Here is a 21419-nt window from a genome sequence, read left to right on the forward strand (position 1 = left end):
CGGCTGACGTAGATGCCGATCTCGGCGAACAGGCCGTCGAGCTCGGCCTGGGTCAGGGCCCGGGCGCTGCCGATGGCGACGATGCGGAGGGTTGGGGTGGTCATGGTCGTCTCCTTGGTTGATTGCCACGGATGTGGCCAACCTAGTGAGCGCCGAGGTTTGCGGACTTCAAAACTATATCTGGAGTATATTTGATCAGCGTCCCGGCTTGGGACGTTTGGCGGTCAGGTCCTCGGTGCCCGCCTTCAGCCAGGCGGCGGCCTCGTCGCGCGCGAGCGTGGCCTCCAGGCCGTCGAACATGTCCGTGACCGCCGAGATCAGGGCATGGATGTGGAGATCGGAGACCCGGTCGCCGACGCGGGCGTCGAACTTCTGAAGGGCGATCGTCAGGATTGTCGCCATCCGGTTGTCGCAGCAGCGGCGGGCAAAGTCCGGCGCGCCGATCACGACGGCCATCAGGATGGCGTTGGGATCGCAGTTCGTGGCCCGAGCGAACCGGGCGATATGATCCATGTTCAGCCGTGTCCGTCCGGCCTCGAACCGTTCGTAGGTCCGCTTGGCGATATGCATCCTGGAGGCGGTTTCCGCAGCGGTCAGGCCGCGATGCCTGCGTACCTGTCGGAGCGCCTCGGACAGGAGCGCGCCATCGCGCGGAGCATTTGCAGGGGCACCACTCATCCACGCGACCTTTCCGAGTCTTATGTTGGGTGCTGACGAAGTTTCGATCAACGATGAGTTGCGATTTCTGAGCGTAAGCGACCATGCACCGCCACAAAGTGGCGGACGGTCCGCCGAAAATCAGCGGGGCATCCGACCATTTGTGGCGGGTAAGGCCCTGGCGGCGGTCCGGTGGCTGGACGTCAGGGATTCGGCGTCGATAGTCAGGCCTGGCTTGACTGGAGACGACCGTGACCCGACGGCGGGATCCCTTTCACATGGCGCTCATGACCCTGCGCACCTATGCGCGCAGCGGGATGTTCGCGCCGGGATCGCCGATCGTCATCGCAGAGGAAGCCCGTCGCCTTCGCCTGTCGACGACACCGGTGCGAGAGGCCCTGGCCTACCTCTACGGTGAGGGCCTGATCGAGCGATCCCCGTCGGGCGGCTATCTGGCCCCTCGGCTTGACGTCGCGCTGATCCGCGATCGCTTCGCCTTTCGGCTGCACTGCCTAGAGATCGGATTGGCACTGACGACAATCATCCGCGTCCCTCCAGTCGCCGAAACGACCGGCGCGCCGGACGCCCGCGCACGGATGGACCAGCTGGTCCGGATGGCGGGCAATCCGGTTCTGGCCGAAGCCTTCCAACGGGTGGGATGCCAGCTTCATGTCCTGCTGGAGCCGGAACGCCGCGTCTTCGGGGATATCGACGAGGAGGCGACCTCGCTCGTCGCGGCCCTGGACCACGGCGACCCCCAGCGCATCCTTGAGTGTCTCCGGACCTATCATTGGCGGAGGATCGACGCGGCAGGCGCGCTGGTCCTCGAGACCGAGGCTGGGCGCCTCGGCCTGGATCTGAGGTCGGACTGAGATGATGCTCCGTCTGCTGCTGATGAGCCTTGGACTGCTCGCCGGTCTTCAGGCCGCGACCCAGACCTTCGCCTGGACGTATCTGGCCGCGCCTGTGCTCGGTCCGGCCTGGCGCCCGATCGATGGGCTCTCGCTCTATCCGCCCTGGGCCATCCTGGAATGGCGCGGCAGGTTCGAGACCGAGGCCGCAGAGGCCCTGGCGCGCAGCACGTCGCTCATCCTGCTGGGCGCGACAGGAGGCCTGGGTCTGGCCAGCCTGGTCGGACAGGCCGGGGGCAGGCCTCGGCTGCGGGGTTGGGGCAGCCAGGCGGACGCGCGCCGCGCGGGCCTGACCACCAAGAGCGGTGCCGTCCTCGGTGTGATGGGCGGTCGGTTGCTCGCGACGGCCGATCTTCGGCCAACCCTGGTGACCGGGGGAACGCGATCGGGGAAGGGAAGGGGGCATGTCGTGCCCACACTGCTGTCCTGGAGCTCCAGCGTGCTGGTGCACGACCCCAAAAAGGAGCTGTGGCGAATGACGGCCGGGTGGCGGTCGGCGTTCTCGCACAGCCTGTTCTTCGACCCGAGAGACCCGGCATCGGCGCGGTGGAACCCGCTGGCAGAAATTCTGCCCGGCCCCGGAGAACTGGCCCAGGTGCAGAGGCTGGTCGCCATCCTGTCCGATCCGGGCGGGGCGCGGGACGACGAGGCGATCTGGGACAAGGCGGCCTCGGAGATTCTGGAGGCGGTGATCCTGCATGTGCTCTACACGGCCGAGGACGCGGACAAGACGCTGCTCCGGGTCCGGGAGCTGCTTGCCGATCTCGATGAGGCCGCTGACGTCATGGCCAGGGCGCTGCACCGGACGGGGGCGGACGGCGAGCCGGAGACCCATCCCTTCATCCGGACGGCGGTGAAGGGTTATGCGGCCATGCACGACCGGTTCCGGACCTCGGTCCAGGGCACGGCGCGGTCCTATCTCAAATGGCTGGCTGGCGAGGATGTCGAGCGGGCGCTGTCGGCGTGCGACTTCGCGCTGGGCGACCTGATGTGCGCCGAGGCGCCGGTGTCGCTCTATGTCCAGGTCGCGCCCGCCGACGCGGCGGCGCTGCGACCGCTCGTGCGGCTGCTGTTCTACGCCTCAGCCCAGGCCCTGACCGTGCATGAGGACCGCGACGCGGCAGACCGCCCGAAGCGGCATCGGCTGCTGATGGTGATGGACGAGTTCCCGCTTCTGGGACGGGTCAGCTTCTTCGAGAAGTCGCTGCGGCTGCTCAGCGGCTTCGGCGTCAAGGTGATGTTCGTGGCCCAGAGCCTGAACGACATCGTGGAGACCTATGGCGTCAACAACACCATCCTCGACAACTGCGCGGTCTATACAGCCTTCTCGGCGCTCGATCCGCTGACCCAGGACAAGGTGTCGAGACTGACCGGGTCGGTGACGGAGACGCGGACAAGCCGGAGCGGGCCGGCGGGCCTGGGCGCGGGCCGCACATCGGTGTCGCGCTCGGAGGTCGAAAGGCCGTTGCTAGAACCCGGCGAGATCCGCGCCCTGCCAGACGACGAGCAGCTGGTCTTCGTGGCCGGCTTCCGGCCCTTGCGGACCAAAAAACTCCTCTATGACCAGCGGCGGCCCTTCCGGGAGCGTGCGCGGTCGCTGGCACCCGATCAGGCGTTGCGCGTCGACACCCCGGGACGGTCGCCCCATCCCTGGGCGGGTCGGAGGAGCCTGGGGCAGGACGCGGAGGCCGGCCTGCCCCTGTTCAAGGAGGTGATCGCGGCCATGGACGACAAGAAACGGGCCGCTCGCGCCGCCGACATCTTCGGCCGGGTGGCCGAGGAGATGGCCGCCCAGCAGGCGGCGCTGGATCAACTGCAGGGACTGGGACATGACTAGGAAGGCTGCTCAGACGTGCCGCGTTCAGGTCTATCTGAACGATCCCAAGATCGTCACGGGGCTTAATCGCGAGGCCCGAAGCGGGCGGATGCCGCTGAGCCAGGCGGCCGGCCGGGCCATAGCGCGGGGATTGCAGAAGAGCCCTCATGCGGATCCGGAGGACCGGCTGCTGCGTCTGGAGCACGCCTTGCGCGATCACATGCGATCCACGGCGCGCGACATGCAGATCGTGCAGGAACTGCTGGTCGAGGTGGCGCGGGCCTTTTTCCTCCGTCTGCCCGATGCGGTCATCGATGAAGATCCGACCGTGCAGGCCGCCGTGGATCGCAGGATCGAACGCCTGCTGGATGCGACCGCTGCCCGGATCGTCGCCGGACGCCATGCCCGGGAGCCGGTGTCTACGGGACCGGCGGACGGCCCCACCAATGGCGCAGCGCACTGAGATGACGCCCCACCCCATCGTCGCCGAGCGCAAGCTGGAGGCCCTGCGTCATGCCCTGGGCGAGACCGTGTTGGCGGCGCTTGTTGAACCGGCGGTCGTCGAGATCCTCGCCAATCCCGACGGACGGGTGGTGCTGGACCGGATCGGGGAGGGGCGGCGCGACACCGGGCGCACGCTGTCGGTCGAGGCGCGGGAGCGGGTCATACGGCTGATCGCGGACTATGTCGGGGAGACGGTGACTCGGGAAGATCCGCGTCTGGCCGGGGTGCTGCCTGGGACGGGCGAGCGGTTCCAGGGCCTGCTGCCGCCGGTCTCGGCGGGGCCGACCTTCTCGATCCGGAAGCGCCCGGCCGTGATTTGGGGGCTGGACGACTATGTGCGGGATGGCGTGATGACCGGGGATCAGGCGGCGGCGCTGCGCAGCGCTGTGTCAGACCGGAAGAACATCCTGATCTCAGGAGGGACGGGATCGGGCAAGACGACCCTGGCCAATGCCGTGCTGGCCGAACCGGCTTTCGCGGAGGATCGTGTGTTCCTGGTGGAGGACACACCGGAGCTGCAGTGTTCCGCCTGGGATGTTGTCGCGGTGCTGACCCGTCGGCAGCCCGTTGTGATCGGCGTGGTGGACCTGGTCCGCGACGCGTTGCGCATGCGGCCCGACCGGATCGTCATCGGGGAGATGAGGGACGGGGCAGCCGCGCTGGAGACCCTGAAGAGCTGGAACACGGGTCACCCGGGAGGATTGTCGACGGTGCACGCCAACTCTGCCGGCGAGGCCTTGCGACGGGTGGAAGACCTGATCGCCGAGGTGTCCAGTCAGGTGCCGCAACGGACCATCGGCGAGGCCGTGGACAGGGTCGTTCATATCCGGCGAACCCCCCAAGGACGTCGTGTGGATGCGGTGATTGCGGTCGAGGGCTTTGTCGATGGCCACTATCAGGTCCGATCACTGGCATGAAACGTCTTCCGCCAAGGCGCGCTGGACGCAAGCGGGCAACGGACGGCCCTGAATGTTCGCCCGAAGGCCTCACGCCCTTGGAGTCGAAGGTTCGGATCCTGTCACTGGGGCAGACATTGTTCAGAGCGCGGTTGAATATATAGACTGCCTCCAAGGTAAGAGCAGCCGAAGGCCCTGAAAATCCTGGAGGACCCGGCCATCAATCCGGTCAGATCGACCTGGGCATATCCGCTCGATCGGGATCTGCGCCCGGCTCTCCGGTCTCGCTGCCGGCCTGTCGGCGCCGAACGGTCTTCATCAGATTCTCATCCAGGCGAGGTCGGTCCCAGCGTCCCGTCGAGGTCCGCAGACCCGCCATCACCTCGGGAAAACTCACAAAGGTGAAGACCCGATCCACGACCTCGATCATCAGGGCCTTCATCTCCTCATCCGAAATCCGGCTGAGGTCGGTCCAGGCGATGTCTCCATAGGGCGTGACGACCGTCACATCGCTGAAATCCCCACACTTCGAACGCGGTGAGGTACCGGCATGCAGGGTCTCGAGCTGGGTGTTGCGCACGCAGATTTCGACCAGGGACAGAGCGAGCCGCTCCGCGTCTCGTCGATCCTTGGCTGTGACGGCGTCCGTCATCGCGTGGACACCCTGTCGAAACGCGCCCGGTCTTGGCCAGGAACCCGAACAGCCGTGTAGCCTGCGGCGCGCCAGGCGCGCTTTTGGACGTGTTTCGGATCAGGCTCGGCGAGATCGGCCCACCAGTCGTCCCGCAAGGCGCTTTTGGGAAGCATGCCCCCGATCAACCGTTCGATCTCGGTGAAGGTCAGACTGACGGTGCCGCTCTTCTGGCGCGCCAGGTAATGGCACAGGGGATCGTATTTTGCCATAAGCCATCATTGCCCGGACCGGCCGGATGGCCAACCCGCCAAGCGTCCCCCGCCTTGACGAGGCTCTCCTGCCGGTCGAACTGAGTTGTATGTGGGGAATCGTTTTGATCAACGCTGCGGGTGATATGGTCGACTCGTTCGTCTTGCCGGGACCGATCGAAACGATCCGCGACGGCTGTCGTCGTCATCTCGAAGCCCGGCCGGACGCCGCGCAAGCCCGGCTCGTCTCTCAGGACGGCCTTCTCGATCACGTCTATCCGGAGTGTGGCGCGGATTGAGGCGGCAACACGCCGCAAAAGCCGATCTCAGGCCGCGGGTTCCGGGTCGAGCGTCGGGTCGGCCTGACGAAAGCATGTCGCGAACCGTCCACGATCCGCGAGACTGACCCCCGCCTCGGCGTAGAGGGTATCCCATCGCCGCCGGACCATGCCGGCCATTGCCTCGGCCTCGGCCTCGGCCTCCTCTGCCGTCAGATGAAAGACAGCGGCTCCAGCCAGGGCGTTGGAGACCGTGGCCGCTCGCCCTTCGGGCCCGACCCGGAGCACGAGCGTCCGGTCCCGTCCCACCTGCGGCTTGGGCACGACATCGTAGAGGGGCGACAGGCGCCACCCGTCCTGGCCCAGCAGGAAACCGTGGTTGCGCAGATGGTCGTCGTCATTTGTGACGAGGATGTTGAACAGCATCCGGCGCCACAGCTCTCGCAGGTCGCGGCGAGGATCGCCGCCATGGCGGCGAAGCGCCTCGGCGATATCGGCGTAGCCGTGCCGGCCTGTGTCGCCCTGATGCGCCCCCAGGAGGGTCAGGCCAGAGGCGAAGGGGGTGCGGTAGACGGCATTGCCGTCCCGTCGGCGGTCGAAGCGCCGGATGAGATAGATGTCGCGACCAAGAACGGACCGGAAGTCCAGCGACGGAACGTCGAGGCCGCACTCGGCGGCCAGCCGCATGGTCGCGAGTTCGATCCGGCATTCCGGATAGGTGTCGTTGCGAGATGGAAATTTGGCGATCCAGGCCTGGCCGTCGATCTCCGTTGCGGCCTTGGGTCGCGCACCGCCCAGGGATGAGCCGGCGCTGAGAAGGGTGCGCAGGTCGGGGTCGAGCTGGTCGACGCTCTGAACCCGCTCCACGGCCTCGGCCAGGACGTCCAGGCTGAACTCTTCACCGGGCGCATCGCCCTCGCCCCAGGGCGTCAGCCGTTGGGGGGCGGCGGGCGTCGGGCCGAAGGCCAGGGCGCCGACGCGGTGTTCACCCGAGGCGAGGATGAGGTCAGCGTCGGTCGGGAGACGATCGCCCATGGCCTTGTACATGAGGTACTGGCCCCAGCCGTCCGGGGCGGCGTCGCGGACGCCGTTGAAGACCGTGAAATCCTCCTGGGTGCGGAACTCAACGTCCCGGCCGGGCTCCGGAAGGGGCAACTGGACCGGATCGATCGGCACGCGATCGGCGCGCTCCAGATAGCGTCGTCCATAAGCGAAGGTGGCGTAGGCGTTGCGGGGCTCGTCGACCATGACGAGACGTCCGGCGGGCACGGGCTGGCCGTCGAGATGGACGAAGACGATGGTCGAGACGCGGGCCATGGCGCTAGAAGTCCAGGTCCGGATCTGCGGGCGCATGGGCGTGACGCGGAAGGCGCGAAACCTCCTCGCTGATGCCCACCCGGTCCAGATCCGCAGCGACAAGATCCCCGAGCCGGCCGGTCAGGCCGAGAATGAACAGGGCGCTGGCGAGCACCCCCAGGCCCACGGTCGGGTCGCCGGCTTCGAGGCGGCGCAGCGTCCCGCGCGAGATGAGCATACGGTCGGCCATCAGCTGCTGGGGAATCCGGCGGCGCGTACGGGCCGTCACCAGATCGCGTCCGAGCTTGACCAGAGCCTGTCGGCTCGGGTCGGGCAGGGCGGTCTTTGCAGCAGAGGCGCGGGGCATGCGTGTCTGTATCACATATCGACCGCATTTCAAGACTTCGGTCTATATGTAGATCATGACATCGATGGATTACCGTGAGGTGCATTCACCCGATCAAGGGCGAAGGGTCGACCCGCCGGGCGGAGGACTGTGGATCGGGTCGAGGCGAATGCGGCTTGTCGTTCGAGCGGAACGAAGACTTTCGATGTTCGCGAGCCCGGCCCATACGGATTTATCCCCTTTGGCAACCCCGGTCTTTCAGAGATCGCGAGCGATGGAGCCCTGCCTTGGTTCCAGGGCCGGGGTCGCGATCGCCCCGCCGCTGAATGTAGCGATCCCGGCCAGGGTCAACGGTCGCGCGGAGTCTACGCAAGTCGGTCCAAGTCGTGGAAGCGTCGCGACGACATCGGACCGGGCAAGTCGACGCGACCCTTCATCGACTTGCTGAAAAGTCTCTCAGAAGTCGCATGTAAGTTACTGAAATATTGTTAATAAATAGGATTGACAGGCTGTGGATGGATTTGCTTGCAATGAGTCGCGGCGCTCTGGAAAGCGCTGAACGCCAAGGGAGCGGACCATGCGCAGACTTCAACGCCGCCTGTGCGGCGCAGCGATTACCTGTGGCCTTTTTCTGGCCGGACCGGCCCTGGCCGGAGGCTCGGGCATGCCGTGGGAAGGCCCCCTTCAACAGGTGGTCCAGTCCATCACCGGACCCGTCGTTCAGGCGGCCGCCGTGGTGGCTGTCGTCATCTTCGGGGCCGGCATCGCCATGAGCGAGAACGGGTCGTCCATGCGACGCGGTCTCGGCATCATGTTCGGCCTCTCGATCGCCTTTGCGGCCTCGACCTTCTTCCTGGACTTCTTCGGCTTCGCCGGAGGGGTGGAGATCGGCTGATGGCCCAGACCGTCTTGGATCGTCGTCCCGATGGCTGGGATCTGCCCGTCGCCCAGGCCCTGGCCGAGCCCGTGCTGATGGCGGGCATGCCGCGCGACTACGCCATTCTGATGGGAACGGTGGCCATGGTGCTGGGGCTGGCACTCCGCATCTGGTGGCTGGGCCTGCTGTGGTGGGCGGTCGCCCATGCGATCGGCTTGGCGGCGGCGCGCGCCGATCGCCGCTTCTTCGATGTCCTGCGACGCCATCTGGCGCTGCCCGGGCATCTGGACGGGTGACGGGCCATGCGGTTTCTTGAGGAGCATCGCCGCCGGCCCGCCGCCCTGGCCGACCATCTGCCATGGGCCGCTCTGGTGGCCCCCGGCGTGGTGCTGAACAAGGACGGGTCGTTCACCACCGCCCTGCGGTTCCGGGGACCCGACCTGGAGTCCTCGACCGAGGACGAACTGATGGCGGTGCGGGCCCGGCTCAACAATGCCCTCAAGCGGCTGGGCACTGGCTGGTGCCTGCATGTGGAGGCGCGCAGGCGGTCCGCCGAACCCTATCCGGAGAGCGTGTTCGACCTTGATGCGGCCTGGCTGCTGGATGCCGAACGCAGGGATCGGTTCGACAGTGCCGACCCGGCCTTCGAGACAGACTTCCGGCTCGCCCTGACCTGGCTGCCGCCAGCCGACGAGACGCGGACGCTGGAACGCTGGCTGTTCGATGGTCTGGCCAAGGGGGGACAGGACTGGCGTCTGTCGCTGGAGGCCTTCCGGCGCGAGACCGGTGTGGTCACCGATCTGCTGGCCGACGCCCTGCCGGAGATCGACCGGCTGGGCGACGCCGAGCTCCTCACCTGGCTGCACGACACCGTGTCGCCGAGGCCCTTTCGGATCGAACCGCCGGACACGCCCGTGTTTCTCGACGCCTGGCTGGCGGACGCGGCGCTGACGGGTGGCATGGCGCCCCGGCTCGGAGACCAGTGGCTCAAGGTGGTGTCGGTGAGGGGGCTGCCGAGCGTCACCCGGCCGGGCTTGCTCGATGCCTTGGGCAGCCTGCCGTTTCCCTATCGCTGGACGGCGCGCTGGATCGGCCTGGACAAGACCGAGGCCGAGCGCGAGATCGTCAAGCTGAGGAAGCGCTGGTTCGCCAAGAGGAAGGGCGTCGGCGTGCTGCTTCGCGAAGCCATCACCAAGGAAGAGGTGCCGCTTCTCGACACCGACGCCTCGGCCAAGACCGAGGAATGCGACGGAGCCCTTGAAGCCCTCGGAGCCGAGTCCTGCGCCTTCGGCTATCTGACCCTGACGGTCACAGTGCTGGACACGAGCGAGGCGGGGGCGCTGTCCAAGGCCCGGGTCATCGAGGCGGCGCTGAACGCCCAGGGGCTGGTGGCGCGGATCGAGGATCTCAATGCGGTCGAGGCCTGGCTGGGGTCCCTGCCGGGCGAGCCCTATGCGGATGTCCGCCGTCCCCTGGTCTCGACCCTGAATCTGGCCGACCTGCTGCCGGTCTCGGCGGTCTGGGCGGGACCGGCCGAGGACGCCTGCCTGGACGGACCGCCGCTGGCAACGGCGCGGACCACGGGATCGACGCCGTTCCGTCTGGTGCTGCATGTCGGCGATGTCGGACATGCGATGGTGGTCGGGCCGACCGGTTCCGGCAAGAGCGCGCTCCTGTCCTTCCTGGCCCTGCAGTGGTTCCGCTACCCGGACGCGCGGGTGGTCTTTTTCGACAAGGGCCGGTCTGCGCGCGCCGCAACCCTTGCGGCCGGCGGGCGCTGGCGGGCGCTGGAGCCCGGCCAGCCGTTCGCGATGCAGCCGCTGGCCCGCATCGACGAGGATGGCGAGCGGGCTTGGGCCGCGGAATGGATCGGCGAGACCGTCAGACTGGCTGGGCTCGATCCCGTGCCCCGCGTCCGGGAGGAGATCTGGGCGGCGCTTGCAGCCCTAGGGGATGCCCCGATCGGCCAGAGGACCCTGACGGTATTCTGCGCCCTGGTTCAGGACCGGGCGGTCGCGGCAGCGCTGGAGCCGCTGACCCTCAAGGGTCCGCACGGGGCCCTGCTGGACGGGGCGGGCGACGCCTTCGGATTGAGCCGGTTCGACACCTTCGAGCTGGAGAGCCTGATGGCGACGCCATCGGCGGTGGCCCCCGTGCTTTCGGCCCTCTTCCACCAGCTGGAGCGCAGCTTCGACGGTCGACCGACCCTGCTGGTGCTGGACGAGGCCTGGCTGTTCCTGGGCGAGACCGCCTTCGCCGCCCGGATCCGGGAGTGGCTCAAGACCCTGCGCAAGAAGCGGGTCTGCGTGGTGTTCGCCACCCAGAGCCTGGACGACGTCGCGGCCTCCTCGATCGCCTCGAGCCTGATCGAGAGCTGCCCGACCCAGGTGTTCCTGCCCAATCCGCGCGTGCTCGAACCCGCCTCGGCGGACCTCTACCGGGCTTTCGGGCTGAACCGGCGTCAGCTGGAGCTGATCGCCTTCGCCACCCCCAAGCGATCCTACTACTGGCGCCAGCCCCGGGGACGACGCCTGTTCGACCTGCGGCTGACGGGCGTAGCGCTTGCCCTTTGCGGGTCCGGGTCTCCCGAGGACCAGACCCTGATCGACACCGTCCTGGCGCGGTCCGGCGAGACCGGGTTCGCGCGCGATTTCCTCAGAACCAAGGGAGTGCAGAATGTGGAGTCCGTCTTCGACGCCTTCGCCGGCCCGATCGCGGCCGAATAGGCGTGTCATCCTGGCCGTGGGCGCTTTGCTCGCGACCTGGGCCCCGGCCACGGCCATGGCCCAGCAGGTCGTGTTCGATCCGCGCAATCACATCGAGAACGCGCTTCAGACGGCGCGTCAGCTCGAAAGCTTGGCCAATGAGGCGCGCACGCTGGCCGCCTCGCCCTACAGTCACCTGACCAGGAACAGCCAGTCCCTGCGCGACATGGCCGAGCTGGCCCGGACCGCGCGGGGGGTCGCGACCTCCGTCGAGGGGCTGGAGCGACAGTTCGAGACCCTCTATCCGGACGACCTGTCGGGCGCAGACGCCCTGCGTCTGCTCGAGCAGGGCGAGGCCCGGACGGCGGTCGCGCGCCGCACGGCCGAGGACCTCGCGCGCACGGCGGCGGAACTCGAGAGGCTGGGTCGGGGCAGGGACCAGAGACTGACCGGCGCGCTGAGCGCCAGCGAGATCGCCCAGGGCCAGACGGCGGCGGTGCAGTCGTCCAACCAGATGCTGGCCGTACTGGCCGAGGACCTGGCGGCGCTCAGAACCATCATGCTGGCCCAGTCGCGGCTGCTGGCTGAGGCGACCGCGCGGGAATCCGCCGAGCGATCGGCTGGGACGGAAGCCCGCCGCCGGATGTGGAGCCGGTCGGTTTCGGCACCCGCCGCGCCGGGCTTCTCTCCCTTGTCGCGCGCGCGGGACTGAGGAGGCCGGTCATGTCAGCACCGGTCGGCGTCGACACGCCCAATGATCTGATGGTGGTCTTTTCCAACACCGTGTCGGCGGGCTTCGACGCCCTGCAGGCCTCGGTAACCGGCATCTTAGGGCTGATGATCGTCCTGGTCGTCGCCCTGACCGGCCTGCAGTGGGTTCTGTCGCCCAATCGCGAGGTCCTGGCTTCGGGCTTCGGCAAGGTGCTGCTGATCGGGGCCTTCGCCTGGCTGATCAACGACTGGCAGGCGCTGTCGGAGACCATCTACTTCGGCTTTCTGGAGTTGGGGCTGACGGCGGGCGGGGGAGCGCTGTCGCCGTCCGAGTTCCTGAATCCCGGAGCGATCCTGGCCCAGGGCTGGGAAATCGTGAAGGCGTTGGGCGAGACGCCGGCCCCGGTCGACAATCCGCTCGACATCGCCGGAAACCTCACCGACGCCCTGATCCTCGGCCTGGCCATGATCGGCATCATGCTGGCCTTCGCCATCCTGGCGCTGCAGATCATCGTCTCCTTGATCGAGTTCAAGATCGTGACGCTGGGCGGCTTCGTGCTCCTGCCGTTCGGCATCTGGAACAAGACCGCCTTCCTCGCCGAACGGCCGCTCGGCTACGTCGTGTCGTCGGGGCTGAAGGTCCTGGCCCTGGCCATCGTCGTCTCGGGCGCGCGGACTGTGTTCGACCAGCTTCAGCCGTCGGCCAACCCCGACATCTACGAGGCCCTGACCATCCTGGTGGCGGCCATTCTCCTGGCCATGCTGGCGCTGTTTATCCCGAACCTGGCCTCGGCCTTGGTGACGGGTGGCCCTTCGCTGGGTGCGGGCGCCCTTTTGACCGGGGCGTTGGCGGTCGGTGGAGCAGGGGCCCTGGCGGGCGCCGGGATCGCCGGAGCCGGAGCGATGGCCTCGGGCGGCGCGGCGCGAGTGGCCGGTCCCGCCCGGGCAGCAGCCGGGGCGGGATCGGGACGATCCCCGTCGCCTCCGTCAAGTCCGGGGCCGAACGCACCCCCTCGCCCCTCGAACGACAATCCCGCGCCAATGGGTCCACGTGGGCCGATGTCAGGCGCGGGGGCCCGGCAATCGCCCTCCGGGGCTGAGGGCGTCGGTGAGGCTGCGGTCGCCTGGACGCCGGAGCCGACCCTCGGGTCCGGCACCGTGGCTTCGACGGGCGGGGCGTCGGCGAGCGGTGAACGTTCGGCGCGGTCGCCCGGAGTGATCGCTGCCGAGGCCAAAGCCGCGCGGTCCAATTTTCATCGCGCGGCCGACGGTTCGAGCGCCGTGGCGCGGTCGCCGCAGGGCCGGTCGGCGGCGCTGCAGGCCTTCTTCGTCGCCAATGCCGGACGGGGGCTCCTGCCCGCCGGTGAGACCAGCGGCAGCCTGTCCCCCAACCTGAAAGCCGAGGACACCTGAGATGCATCCCTTCTTTCGACCCAAGCGGGCGCTCGCCTCGGCACCGGACTCGACGCCCTATCAGCGCGCGGGGCAGGTCTGGGACGACCGCATGGGCCTGTCCCTCGCCCATGCCCGGAACTGGCGTCGCATGGCGGTGGCCAACTTGGCTTTGGCCGCCTTCCTGGGCGCGGGCTGGTGGGTGCAGGCCGACCGGGCCGTGGTCAAACCGTTCGTGGTCGAGGTGTCGGACTGGGGACAGACCCAGAGGATCACCGCCATCGGAGGCCGCTACGAGCCCAGCGAGGCCCAGATCGGTCACGCCCTCGCCGGCTGGATCCGCGACGTGCGGGGCAAGAGCATCGATCCGGTCGTGATCCGTCAGAACTGGCTGCGCGCCTATGACCTGATGACGCCCAAGGCCGCCGCCTTCCTGAACGCCTGGGCCCAGACCCATGACCCCTTCGCCGATGCGGGGCGGGAAGCCATCACAATCGAGGTGCTGAATGTCGTGCCCCGGACCGGAGACACCTACGACCTTCAGTGGCGCGAGACCCGGTTCGTGAACGGCCAGTCGGCCGGGACCGAACGCTGGCGTGCCCTCATCACGACCGGGGTCGAGCCGCCCCGGACGGAAGCCGAACTCATGAAGAACCCCCTGGGACTGAAGATCGAGGACATCTCATGGACACCCGACGCAACCTGACCCTCACAGCCGCCGCCTGTCTGGTCGCGGGGTGTTCGAGTCTGAGCGCGCATGTCGGCACGCCGGCCCCGGTCGCCGAGCTGATGGAGGACACGCTTGTCCTCGCCACGGCGCAACTGTCCGAGCTCCCGCCGCTTACGGCCACCGCCAAGCCCTATGTCGCGCTGGTCGAAGTCGAGCAAGGCGCTGCGCCGAAGCTTGCGGATCCCGTGGCTGCGCCACGGCCAGCCCGCACCGGCCGGGCGGCCATCGCTGCGGCCAATGGCGAGGCCCGGGCGGCATCTCGGTCCGATCAATTCGTGGGCGGCGTCCAGGTGTTCGCCTGGGCACCGGGCCGTGTCTATGAAGTGTGGACGGCCCCGCTGAGGGTCACCACCCTGACCCTGGGGCCTGGCGAGACGGTGGTCTCCAAGGCCGCCGGGGATACGGTCCGCTGGCAGATCGGCGACACCACCTCGGGGACCGGGGCCAACGCGAGGACCCACATCCTGCTCAAGCCCCTCGAGCGGGGCCTTGAGACCAACCTGGTGCTGACCACCAGCCATCGGGTCTACTGGCTGGATCTGAAGAGCGGATCGGCTGAGGCCTTCAACGCCGCGATCGCGTGGGACACCCCGGTCGATCTGGCCGATCAGATCGCCGATGTCGTGGATCCCGCGACCGAAACGGGGTTGGTGATGCCGCAGGGCGCGCTGGACGCGCGCTACCGCATCCGGCCGCAGGGTCGCGCACCGCGGTGGACACCGACGGCGGTGTTCAACGATGGCGTGAGGACCTTCATCACCTTCCCGCCGGATGTCTGGACCGATGAGGCGCCGACGCTGTTCGTCATCGCGGCGGACGGCGGGTCCCAGCTGGTCAACTATCGCCAGCAGGGCGGTCTGTTCGTGGTCGATCGGCTGTTCGATCAGGCCGAGCTGCGATCGGGCGACCGCCGACCGCGCATCGTACGGCTTGAGCGGCTCACGGGAGATCGGCCATGACCACCGATCCGGAGACCGGGCCTGACGCGCCCTTGGCCAAAGCGCCGGCGCCTGGCCTGTCGATGCGCGCCGCCCGCCCGCCCGTCGTCCGGCTGCGCAAGTCGGTCGTCCAGGGCCTGGTGATCACCGGCGCGCTCCTCGTGTCGGGCTCACTGGCCTGGGCCTTCGTGATCCAGCCCGACCTCCGCGACCAGGCCCGCCAGCGCGCCGCCGAAGGCCGGGACGATCCGGCGCGGGGCGTCGTGCGGCCGTCAGAAGCCGTCACCGATCAGCCGGCCAGCTACGATCGTCTGCCGGAGCCCCGAATCTTGGGCGCGGAGCCGGCACCGGTCGAACCGGTTCCGACGGTGACCGGGGACTATGCGTCGCCACCGGCCTATCGGCCCGTCTCGGAGCCGCGCCGGACAGGTCCGGCCCCGGGAGAGCTCGCCGCGCGATCGACCCTGTTCTTCGAAAGCGATCGCCGGGACGGGCCTGACGTCGCGAGCGCGGCGCCGACAAGCCCGGACACCGGCGGCGTCTACAATCCCAACGGCCTGGTCGCGCCCCTGTCTCCGTTCGAGCTGAAGGCCGGCGCCGTGCTCCCGGCGGCTCTCCTGACCGGCATTGACACAGCCCGGTCAGGACCGGTCGTGGCGACCGTGACCCAGAACGTGTTCGACAGCGTGAGCGGACGGCATCTGCTGCTGCCGCAGGGGACCCGGCTGATCGGCCGGCATGACGGCGACAGCGCCTATGGGGACAGAAGGGCGTTTCTCACCTGGGACCGGCTGATCCTGCCCAACGGCAAGAGCCTGGTCCTCAGCGGCGAGCCCGGCGTGGATGCCCAGGGTGCGATCGGCGTGCGCGGCGAGGTCGATCGGCGTCTGTTCCCGCTGTTGGTGGGCACCCTGTTCGCCGGCGCCATCACGACCCTGGGCCAGATCGCGCGCGACGATGACGACGGGCGTCCGGGCGGCTTTGTCGGAGACGCCGGCGACGCCGCCGCCATCGAAGGATCGCGCGTGGGCGGGCGGCTGGTCGATCGCGAACTGGAGGTCCGTCCCTCGATCCGGCTGCGGCCGGGCGCGTCGGTGCGGGTGCTGATCACCCGCGATCTTGTGCTGGAGCCGTACCGCTCATGAAACGTCTCAGGAACATCTTCACGCGACGCGGCTGGGCGGCGCTCGTGCTGCTGCCGATCGCGATCGCCCTGGGGGCCGCAACGGCGGTCCGCACAACGCCCGCGCCTTTGCTGGTAAACGAGAGTCCCAGTCTGCCGAAGGGCATCTACTGGCGTGCCTTCGGCCATGACACGTCCTCCGGGAGTATCGTGGCGCTCGCCCAGCCGGCCCGCGTTCAGCCGTACCTGCGATCCCTGGGGCTCCCGACCGACGTGCTTCTGATCAAGCGGGTGGTGGCCGTCGGTGGTCAGAGCGTCTGCGCCGAGGGCACGACACTGGTGACACCGTCGGGCCGCCATCCTGTGCGGGCACGAGACCGGCAAGGTCGGCACCTGCCGGTCTGGACCGGGTGCCGCCGGCTCGGTCCCGATGAAGTGTTTCTGCTGGGCGACACCGAGACCAGTCTGGACAGCCGCTATTTCGGGCCAGTTTCGCGAAAGGCCATTCTGGGTGTCTATCGAGAGGGCCTGTCATGGTGAGGCGATGGACCGGGGTCGTCATGGCCGCGATGCTCGCGGTCCCTTCAATCGCGACAGGGCAGTCCTTGGACTGGTCGCGCGCCGGAGGGGACATGTTCGGCCGTCCTGCCGATATCGCGGCGGGGCAGGGGCAAGATGAGACCGCCTTGGCCGGTGCAGTGGTCGCGCCGCTGCGGCAGCCCTATGGGGAGGCCATCGCGTTCGCGGCGGCGCGGCACGGCGTCGACCCCAAGCTCCTCCACGCTCTGGTGGTGGTCGAGAGCGGTTATCGCCCCGATGCGCGGTCGCCCGTCGGGGCCGGCGGTCTGACACAGCTCATGCCCGCCACCGCCGGTGAGCTCGGCGTGACCGACCGGTTCGACGTCGCGCAGAACCTGGCGGGCGGGGCCGACTATCTGGCGCGGCAACTGAACCGGTTCGGCGACGTGCGGCTGGCGCTTGCGGCCTACAACGCCGGGCCGGGCCGGGTCGCGCGGCTGGGCCGGATCCCGGACATCGAAGAGACCAGGACTTACGTCGTCCGGGTGGTGGACTGCTATCTCGCCCTGACCGCCGGGCGCGGAGTGCGCAGTGTCCGGGACTGCGGCACGGCCGGAGCTCAGCCATGACACTGGAGGTGTCGGCGGAACCCTCGGACGGACAGGCCGCGCCTGCAGCCTGGCTCACGCGGGCTGAGGCCTCGGCCTGTCTCGAGAGGCGGGGCATCCGCATGAAACCGGCCACCCTGGCCCGGCTGTTCTCGACGGGGGGAGACGGTCCACCCTGTCGGCACATTCGTGGCAGGCCCTTCTATCCCGAGGATGTGCTCGAGGCCTGGGCCGACACCCAGATCACCGAGCTGCGCACCTCGGCACCCCCCAAGAAGGCGCGCCGCCATGGACGGTGACCGCCCCGCCCCTGCGGCGACCATTCAAGGGTTGCTCGCGGATCCAGCGACCAGTTTCGCCCTCCGGAGGGTTCTTTGGGACTGGGAAGGCCGCGATCCGGTCGATGCTGCGAACGACGCGGCGTGCCTGGCCGAAGCGTTCCATGAGCGCGTCCGGGAGATGTCGGCATGCACACACTGAGCGAGGATCATCGCGACGTGCCCTCGGTCGATTGGCGCGAGACCGACGATCGTCTCCTGCTCTGGCCGGAGGTCAGGCATCATACGGGGGTCAGTCGGACAACCGCTTGGCGCATGGAACAGACGGGCGGGTTTCCGGCGCGGGTGCAGCTGTCGCCGGGGCGAGTAGGGTGGTGGGAAAGCGAGGTGACGGCCTGGAAGATGTCGCGCCGACTGGCCCGCCTGGCGGAGACGGCCCGCGGTCGACGACCGAAGTTCGTCCAGCCTGTCGTCGAACCGTCCCGACCTGCAGCATCACCCCCGCCTCAGCCACACCCGGCACCTCGGGTGTTGGATAGCCGGGAACCGTCGGGTCGTGAATGCCAGGTGTGCCCGACCGAGACCCGGGGCGGCGCAGATGAGGACACGACGCCCGTCGTCGCGCCTAAGCGCCGAGGTCGGGCCGCGCGCGTGGCTCCAGGCCAGATGGGCTTTGATTTTTGAGACCGTTGCCGGACGGCACCGGCCATGATCAGTGACGGATGATCTGAAACGACCCAAACCGGCCTGATGGGCTCCCTCCATCCGTCGCGCCCGGCTGCGCAGAACAGGTTCGGCTGCGACAGGTCTGACGATCTCCGTCGTTGATCGCACAGGCATGGAAAGCGCTGAACCGGCGTGGACCAACCTGCAACGGTGCCTTGGCTGGCTGTCGCCTCCAGCAAGCCCCTATCGGAGTGGCACTGGCCTCTGAGGCGATACCTCAGAACCGAGCCAAATGAACCGCTGCGAAAAGTCCTGATTTGACGTCGCTTTGTGCCCCCGGTGTGACCCCAAAGCGACTTGTGCAAAATTTTGCACACCTAAGTCGTTGAAATTGTGGTGCCGGCTGCAGGAATCGAACCCGCGACATCCAGTTTACAAAACTGGCGCTCTACCAACTGAGCTAAGCCGGCCTCCGGCGGAGGCTTATGACGACAGATCGGCGGAGGAGCAAGCGCCACCTCCACCGATCAGCGTTTGAGGATCATCCAGCAGCCTTGGCCTTTTTCGGCGCAGCCTTCTTCTTCGCGGCGGCGGGCTTTGCGGCCGGCTTCGCGGCCGCCTTGGCCGGAGCGGCCTTCTTGGCTGGTGCCTTCTTTGCCGCGACCTTCTTCTTCGGAGCCGCTCCGGCCTTGGCTGCCAGCAGCGGCAAGGCCTGCTCCATGGTCAGATCCTCGGGCGTCGTGCCCTTGGGCAGGGTGGCGTTGATCTTGCCGGATTTCACATAGGGACCGAAACGACCGGCCATGACCTGGACCGGATCGCCGGTCTCCGGGTGGGCTCCGAGATCCTTGAGCGGGGCCGTGGCCTGACCCCGGCCTGCAAACTTGCCCGCCCGTTTCTCGGCAAGAAGGACGACCGCGCGGTTCAGCCCGACTTCGAACACCTCGTCGATGTCGGCGACATTGGCATAGGTCCCGGCGTGCAGGACGAACGGCCCATAGCGACCGAGGCCCGCCGTGATCGGCTTGCCGTCCTCCGGATGCATCCCGACCTCGCGCGGCAGGGCCAGCAGCCGCAAGGCGCTCTCCAGCGTCAGGGAAGCCGGCGACCAGCCCTTGGGCAGGGAAGAGCGTTTCGGTTTTTCGGCCTCGGGCGGAGTCGTTTCGACATAGGGTCCGAAGCGCCCGATCTTCAGATGGACGGGCTGGCCGGTTTCGGGATCGAGGCCCAGTTCGCGATCGGTGCCGGTCTCGGCCTCGCTGGCGCCGGAACCGAAACCGCGGGTGTAGCGGCACTCCGGATAGTTGGAGCAGCCGATGAAGGATGACCGCATCTTGAAGCTGGCCTTCAGGTGCAGACGGCCGTTCCCGCACGCTGGGCAGAGCCGGGCGTCCGTCCCATCTTCCTTGGGCGGGAACAGGAAGGGCCCGATGGCTTCGTCCAGTTCGTCGATGACGCCCTGGCGCTCCAGCATGGCGGCCGTGGCCGGCTTCAACTGGCCCCAGAAGTCCCGCAGCAGGGCCTTCCAGTCCATCTGTCCTGCAGAGACCTCGTCGAGCTGGTTTTCCAGACCGGCGGTAAAGTCATATTCGACCCACTGCCGGAAGAACTGCTCGAGGAAGGCGGTGACAAGGCGTCCGTTGTCCTCGGGGATGAACCGGTTCTTGTCCATGCGGACATATTCGCGGTCGCGCAGTGTCGTCAGGATCGAGGCATAGGTCGACGGACGACCGATGCCGAGTTCCTCGAGCTTCTTGACGAGGGTCGCCTCGGAGAAGCGGGGCGGAGGCTCGGTGAAATGCTGGTCGGCGCGCACGGCCTCGACCTTGGCCTTCGCCCCTTCCTTCAGGGCGGGCAGGCGGGTGGAATCGTCGTCGTCCTCGCCCTCGGTGCCCTTCTGCCGCTCGTCGCGGCCTTCTTCGTAGACGGCGAGGAAACCATCGAAGGTCACGACCTGACCGGTCGCGCGCAGGCCGGTCTGGCCATCCGGCGTCTCGATCTCGACGGTCGTCCGGTCCATCCGGGCCGACTCCATCTGGGAGGCGACCATGCGCTTCCAGATCAGTTCGTAGAGCCGCTGCAGATCGGATTCGAGCCGCAGGCTGTCCGGATGGCGGGCGATGTTGGTCGGGCGGATGGCCTCGTGCGCTTCCTGGGCATTCTTGGCCTTGGTCTTGTAATAGCGGGCCTCGGAGGGGACGAAGGCAGGTCCGAACCGGTCGGCGATGACCTCGCGGGCCTGGGCGATACCTTCGGGCGTCGTCTGGACGCCGTCGGTCCGCATATAGGTGATCAGGCCCCCCGTCTCGTCGACGCCTTCGTACAGTTTCTGTGCCGCACGCATGGTGCGCTGGGCATCGAAACCAAGCTTGCGCGAGGCTTCCTGCTGCAGAGTCGAGGTGGTGAAGGGCGGTGCAGGGCTGCGCCGGACCGGCTTCTTTTCGATCGAGCGGATGGTGAAGTCGCCGCTCTGGATCGCATCGCGAGCGGCGAAGGCCATGGCCTCGTTCGGGATATCGAGACGCTGGATGCGCTTGCCGGCATGTTTGACCAGGCGCGTAGTGAAGGGCGGACTGTCCGCGACCAGATCGGCCTCGACGGACCAGTACTCCTGGGGCCGGAAGCGTTCGATCTCCAGCTCGCGATCGACGACGATGCGAAGCGCGACGGACTGGACCCGGCCGGCGGATCGCGCGCCAGGCAGCTTGCGCCACAGGACTGGCGACAGGGTGAAGCCCACCAGATAGTCCAGCGCTCGGCGGGCCAGATAGGCCTCGACCAGTTCCATATCCAGCTGGCGGGGTGCGGCCATGGCCTCGAGCACGGCCGATTTGGTGATGGCGTTGAAAGTCACACGCTCGACATGGGTGTCCTTGAGCGCCTTCTTTTTCGTCAGGACTTCCAGAACGTGCCAGGAAATGGCTTCGCCCTCGCGGTCCGGGTCGGTCGCCAGGATGACGCGGTCGGCGCGTTTGGCGGCAGCGGCAATCTCGGACATCCGGGTGGAGGCGCGGGCGTCGATCTCCCACTCCATGGCAAAATCCTCATCGGGTTTCACCGATCCGTCCTTCGAAGGCAGGTCGCGGATATGTCCGTAGGAGGCCAGAACCTCGAAGTCGGAGCCGAGGTATTTGTTGATGGTCTTGGCCTTGGCCGGGCTCTCGACGATGACGAGGTTCATGGATGCGCAGTCTGTGGGGAGGGGCGCAGAGCGTGGTGGGGGCCGCGCCTTAAGTCAATCGGGGGGCTGAACCCGCGACAATCACGGGGGGGCTGACGGTCCTGG

23 protein-coding genes and 1 tRNA gene are annotated in these 21419 nt (G+C 67.9%); 17 read left to right on the forward strand and 7 right to left on the reverse strand.

The genetic code is table 11. The features are described 5' to 3' along the window. Nucleotides 1-195 precede the first annotated feature (195 nt). Entirely contained in the window at nucleotides 196-678 is a 483-nt protein-coding gene (locus GGR13_RS06490) for a helix-turn-helix domain-containing protein (protein ID WP_183212684.1), read from the reverse strand. A gap of 230 nt (nucleotides 679-908) precedes the next feature. Between GGR13_RS06490 and GGR13_RS06495 the strand changes: the two genes are divergently transcribed. The 4 genes from GGR13_RS06495 to trbB are packed head-to-tail and all read left to right on the forward strand — an operon-like array spanning nucleotide 909 to nucleotide 4805. Further along, nucleotides 909-1529, forward strand: a complete 621-nt coding sequence (locus GGR13_RS06495; RefSeq protein WP_183212685.1) for a GntR family transcriptional regulator — start codon at nucleotides 909-911, stop codon at nucleotides 1527-1529. A gap of 1 nt (nucleotide 1530) precedes the next feature. After that, a complete protein-coding gene (locus GGR13_RS06500; protein WP_246347722.1) occupies nucleotides 1531-3405 on the forward strand; it encodes a type IV secretory system conjugative DNA transfer family protein in 1875 nt (624 codons plus the stop codon). Next, nucleotides 3398-3847: a hypothetical protein gene (locus tag GGR13_RS06505; RefSeq protein WP_183212686.1), complete on the forward strand. Its 450-nt coding sequence runs from the start codon at nucleotides 3398-3400 to the stop codon at nucleotides 3845-3847. The genes GGR13_RS06500 and GGR13_RS06505 overlap by 8 nt, the downstream gene beginning before the upstream one ends. Then, nucleotides 3831-4805: a P-type conjugative transfer ATPase TrbB gene (trbB, locus tag GGR13_RS06510; RefSeq protein ID WP_246347723.1), complete on the forward strand. Its 975-nt coding sequence runs from the start codon at nucleotides 3831-3833 to the stop codon at nucleotides 4803-4805. Before GGR13_RS06505 ends, trbB begins: the two co-directional genes overlap by 17 nt. Nucleotides 4806-5013: 208 nt before the next feature. Here trbB and GGR13_RS06515 read toward each other — a convergent pair whose 3' ends face one another. Beyond that, entirely contained in the window at nucleotides 5014-5436 is a 423-nt protein-coding gene (locus tag GGR13_RS06515; protein WP_183212687.1) for a hypothetical protein, read from the reverse strand. Next, nucleotides 5433-5687: a DUF7662 domain-containing protein gene (locus tag GGR13_RS06520; protein WP_183212688.1), complete on the reverse strand. Its 255-nt coding sequence runs from the start codon at nucleotides 5685-5687 to the stop codon at nucleotides 5433-5435. The genes GGR13_RS06515 and GGR13_RS06520 overlap by 4 nt, the downstream gene beginning before the upstream one ends. Before the next feature lie 26 nt (nucleotides 5688-5713). Here GGR13_RS06520 and GGR13_RS06525 point away from each other — a divergent pair, with 26 nt between their 5' ends. Continuing rightward, nucleotides 5714-5965 carry a hypothetical protein gene (locus GGR13_RS06525; protein ID WP_183212689.1) on the forward strand — a complete coding sequence of 84 codons (252 nt, stop codon included), beginning with the start codon at nucleotides 5714-5716 and terminating at the stop codon, nucleotides 5963-5965. A 27-nt stretch (nucleotides 5966-5992) separates the two neighbouring features. Here GGR13_RS06525 and GGR13_RS06530 read toward each other — a convergent pair whose 3' ends face one another. Continuing rightward, nucleotides 5993-7261 carry a type II toxin-antitoxin system HipA family toxin gene (locus tag GGR13_RS06530; protein ID WP_183212690.1) on the reverse strand — a complete coding sequence of 423 codons (1269 nt, stop codon included), beginning with the start codon at nucleotides 7259-7261 and terminating at the stop codon, nucleotides 5993-5995. 4 nt (nucleotides 7262-7265) lie between these two features. Then, nucleotides 7266-7607, reverse strand: a complete 342-nt coding sequence (locus GGR13_RS06535) for a helix-turn-helix domain-containing protein (protein ID WP_221230448.1) — start codon at nucleotides 7605-7607, stop codon at nucleotides 7266-7268. Between the two features lie 556 nt (nucleotides 7608-8163). Between GGR13_RS06535 and GGR13_RS06540 the strand changes: the two genes are divergently transcribed. The 12 genes from GGR13_RS06540 (at nucleotide 8164) to GGR13_RS06595 (ending at nucleotide 18151) form a co-directional block, all read left to right on the forward strand. Continuing rightward, the gene (locus GGR13_RS06540) at nucleotides 8164-8481 is read left to right on the forward strand and encodes a TrbC/VirB2 family type IV secretion system protein (RefSeq protein WP_183212691.1); all 318 of its coding nucleotides are present in this window, start codon (nucleotides 8164-8166) and stop codon (nucleotides 8479-8481) included. Next, nucleotides 8481-8759 carry a VirB3 family type IV secretion system protein gene (locus tag GGR13_RS06545; RefSeq protein WP_183212692.1) on the forward strand — a complete coding sequence of 93 codons (279 nt, stop codon included), beginning with the start codon at nucleotides 8481-8483 and terminating at the stop codon, nucleotides 8757-8759. Before GGR13_RS06540 ends, GGR13_RS06545 begins: the two co-directional genes overlap by 1 nt. A 6-nt stretch (nucleotides 8760-8765) precedes the next feature. Beyond that, a complete protein-coding gene (gene trbE, locus GGR13_RS06550) occupies nucleotides 8766-11189 on the forward strand; it encodes a conjugal transfer protein TrbE (RefSeq protein ID WP_183212693.1) in 2424 nt (807 codons plus the stop codon). Nucleotides 11190-11205: 16 nt separating this feature from the next. Then, nucleotides 11206-11880, forward strand: coding sequence for a TrbJ/VirB5 family protein (locus GGR13_RS06555; protein WP_343060304.1), 675 nt, complete (start codon nucleotides 11206-11208; stop codon nucleotides 11878-11880). A gap of 11 nt (nucleotides 11881-11891) precedes the next feature. Then, a complete protein-coding gene (gene trbL, locus GGR13_RS06560) occupies nucleotides 11892-13292 on the forward strand; it encodes a P-type conjugative transfer protein TrbL (protein ID WP_183212695.1) in 1401 nt (466 codons plus the stop codon). A 1-nt stretch (nucleotide 13293) separates the two neighbouring features. Further along, nucleotides 13294-13977 (forward strand): conjugal transfer protein TrbF, encoded by a 684-nt coding sequence (trbF, locus tag GGR13_RS06565; protein ID WP_183212696.1) that lies wholly within the window; start codon nucleotides 13294-13296, stop codon nucleotides 13975-13977. Beyond that, a complete protein-coding gene (trbG, locus tag GGR13_RS06570) occupies nucleotides 13956-14960 on the forward strand; it encodes a P-type conjugative transfer protein TrbG (protein WP_183212697.1) in 1005 nt (334 codons plus the stop codon). Before trbF ends, trbG begins: the two co-directional genes overlap by 22 nt. Then, a complete protein-coding gene (locus tag GGR13_RS06575; RefSeq protein ID WP_183212698.1) occupies nucleotides 14957-16084 on the forward strand; it encodes a TraB/TrbI/VirB10 family type IV secretion system protein in 1128 nt (375 codons plus the stop codon). The genes trbG and GGR13_RS06575 overlap by 4 nt, the downstream gene beginning before the upstream one ends. Continuing rightward, nucleotides 16081-16602: a S26 family signal peptidase gene (locus GGR13_RS06580; RefSeq protein WP_183212699.1), complete on the forward strand. Its 522-nt coding sequence runs from the start codon at nucleotides 16081-16083 to the stop codon at nucleotides 16600-16602. The genes GGR13_RS06575 and GGR13_RS06580 overlap by 4 nt, the downstream gene beginning before the upstream one ends. Beyond that, nucleotides 16596-17210 carry a lytic transglycosylase domain-containing protein gene (locus GGR13_RS06585; protein ID WP_183212700.1) on the forward strand — a complete coding sequence of 205 codons (615 nt, stop codon included), beginning with the start codon at nucleotides 16596-16598 and terminating at the stop codon, nucleotides 17208-17210. The genes GGR13_RS06580 and GGR13_RS06585 overlap by 7 nt, the downstream gene beginning before the upstream one ends. Continuing rightward, entirely contained in the window at nucleotides 17207-17488 is a 282-nt protein-coding gene (locus GGR13_RS06590) for a hypothetical protein (RefSeq protein WP_183212701.1), read from the forward strand. Before GGR13_RS06585 ends, GGR13_RS06590 begins: the two co-directional genes overlap by 4 nt. Before the next feature lie 168 nt (nucleotides 17489-17656). Continuing rightward, complete coding sequence (locus GGR13_RS06595) at nucleotides 17657-18151, forward strand: helix-turn-helix transcriptional regulator (protein WP_183212702.1); 495 nt, start codon at nucleotides 17657-17659, stop codon at nucleotides 18149-18151. A gap of 376 nt (nucleotides 18152-18527) precedes the next feature. On the opposite strand, the gene GGR13_RS06600 is transcribed toward GGR13_RS06595, so the two are convergent. Next, nucleotides 18528-18603, reverse strand: a tRNA-Thr gene (locus GGR13_RS06600). Between the two features lie 71 nt (nucleotides 18604-18674). Then, the gene (gene topA / locus GGR13_RS06605; protein WP_183212703.1) at nucleotides 18675-21314 is read right to left on the reverse strand and encodes a type I DNA topoisomerase; all 2640 of its coding nucleotides are present in this window, start codon (nucleotides 21312-21314) and stop codon (nucleotides 18675-18677) included. Between the last annotated feature and the right edge of the window lie 105 nt (nucleotides 21315-21419).

It is taken from the genome of Brevundimonas variabilis (assembly GCF_014199945.1).
Classification (GTDB): domain Bacteria; phylum Pseudomonadota; class Alphaproteobacteria; order Caulobacterales; family Caulobacteraceae; genus Brevundimonas; species Brevundimonas variabilis.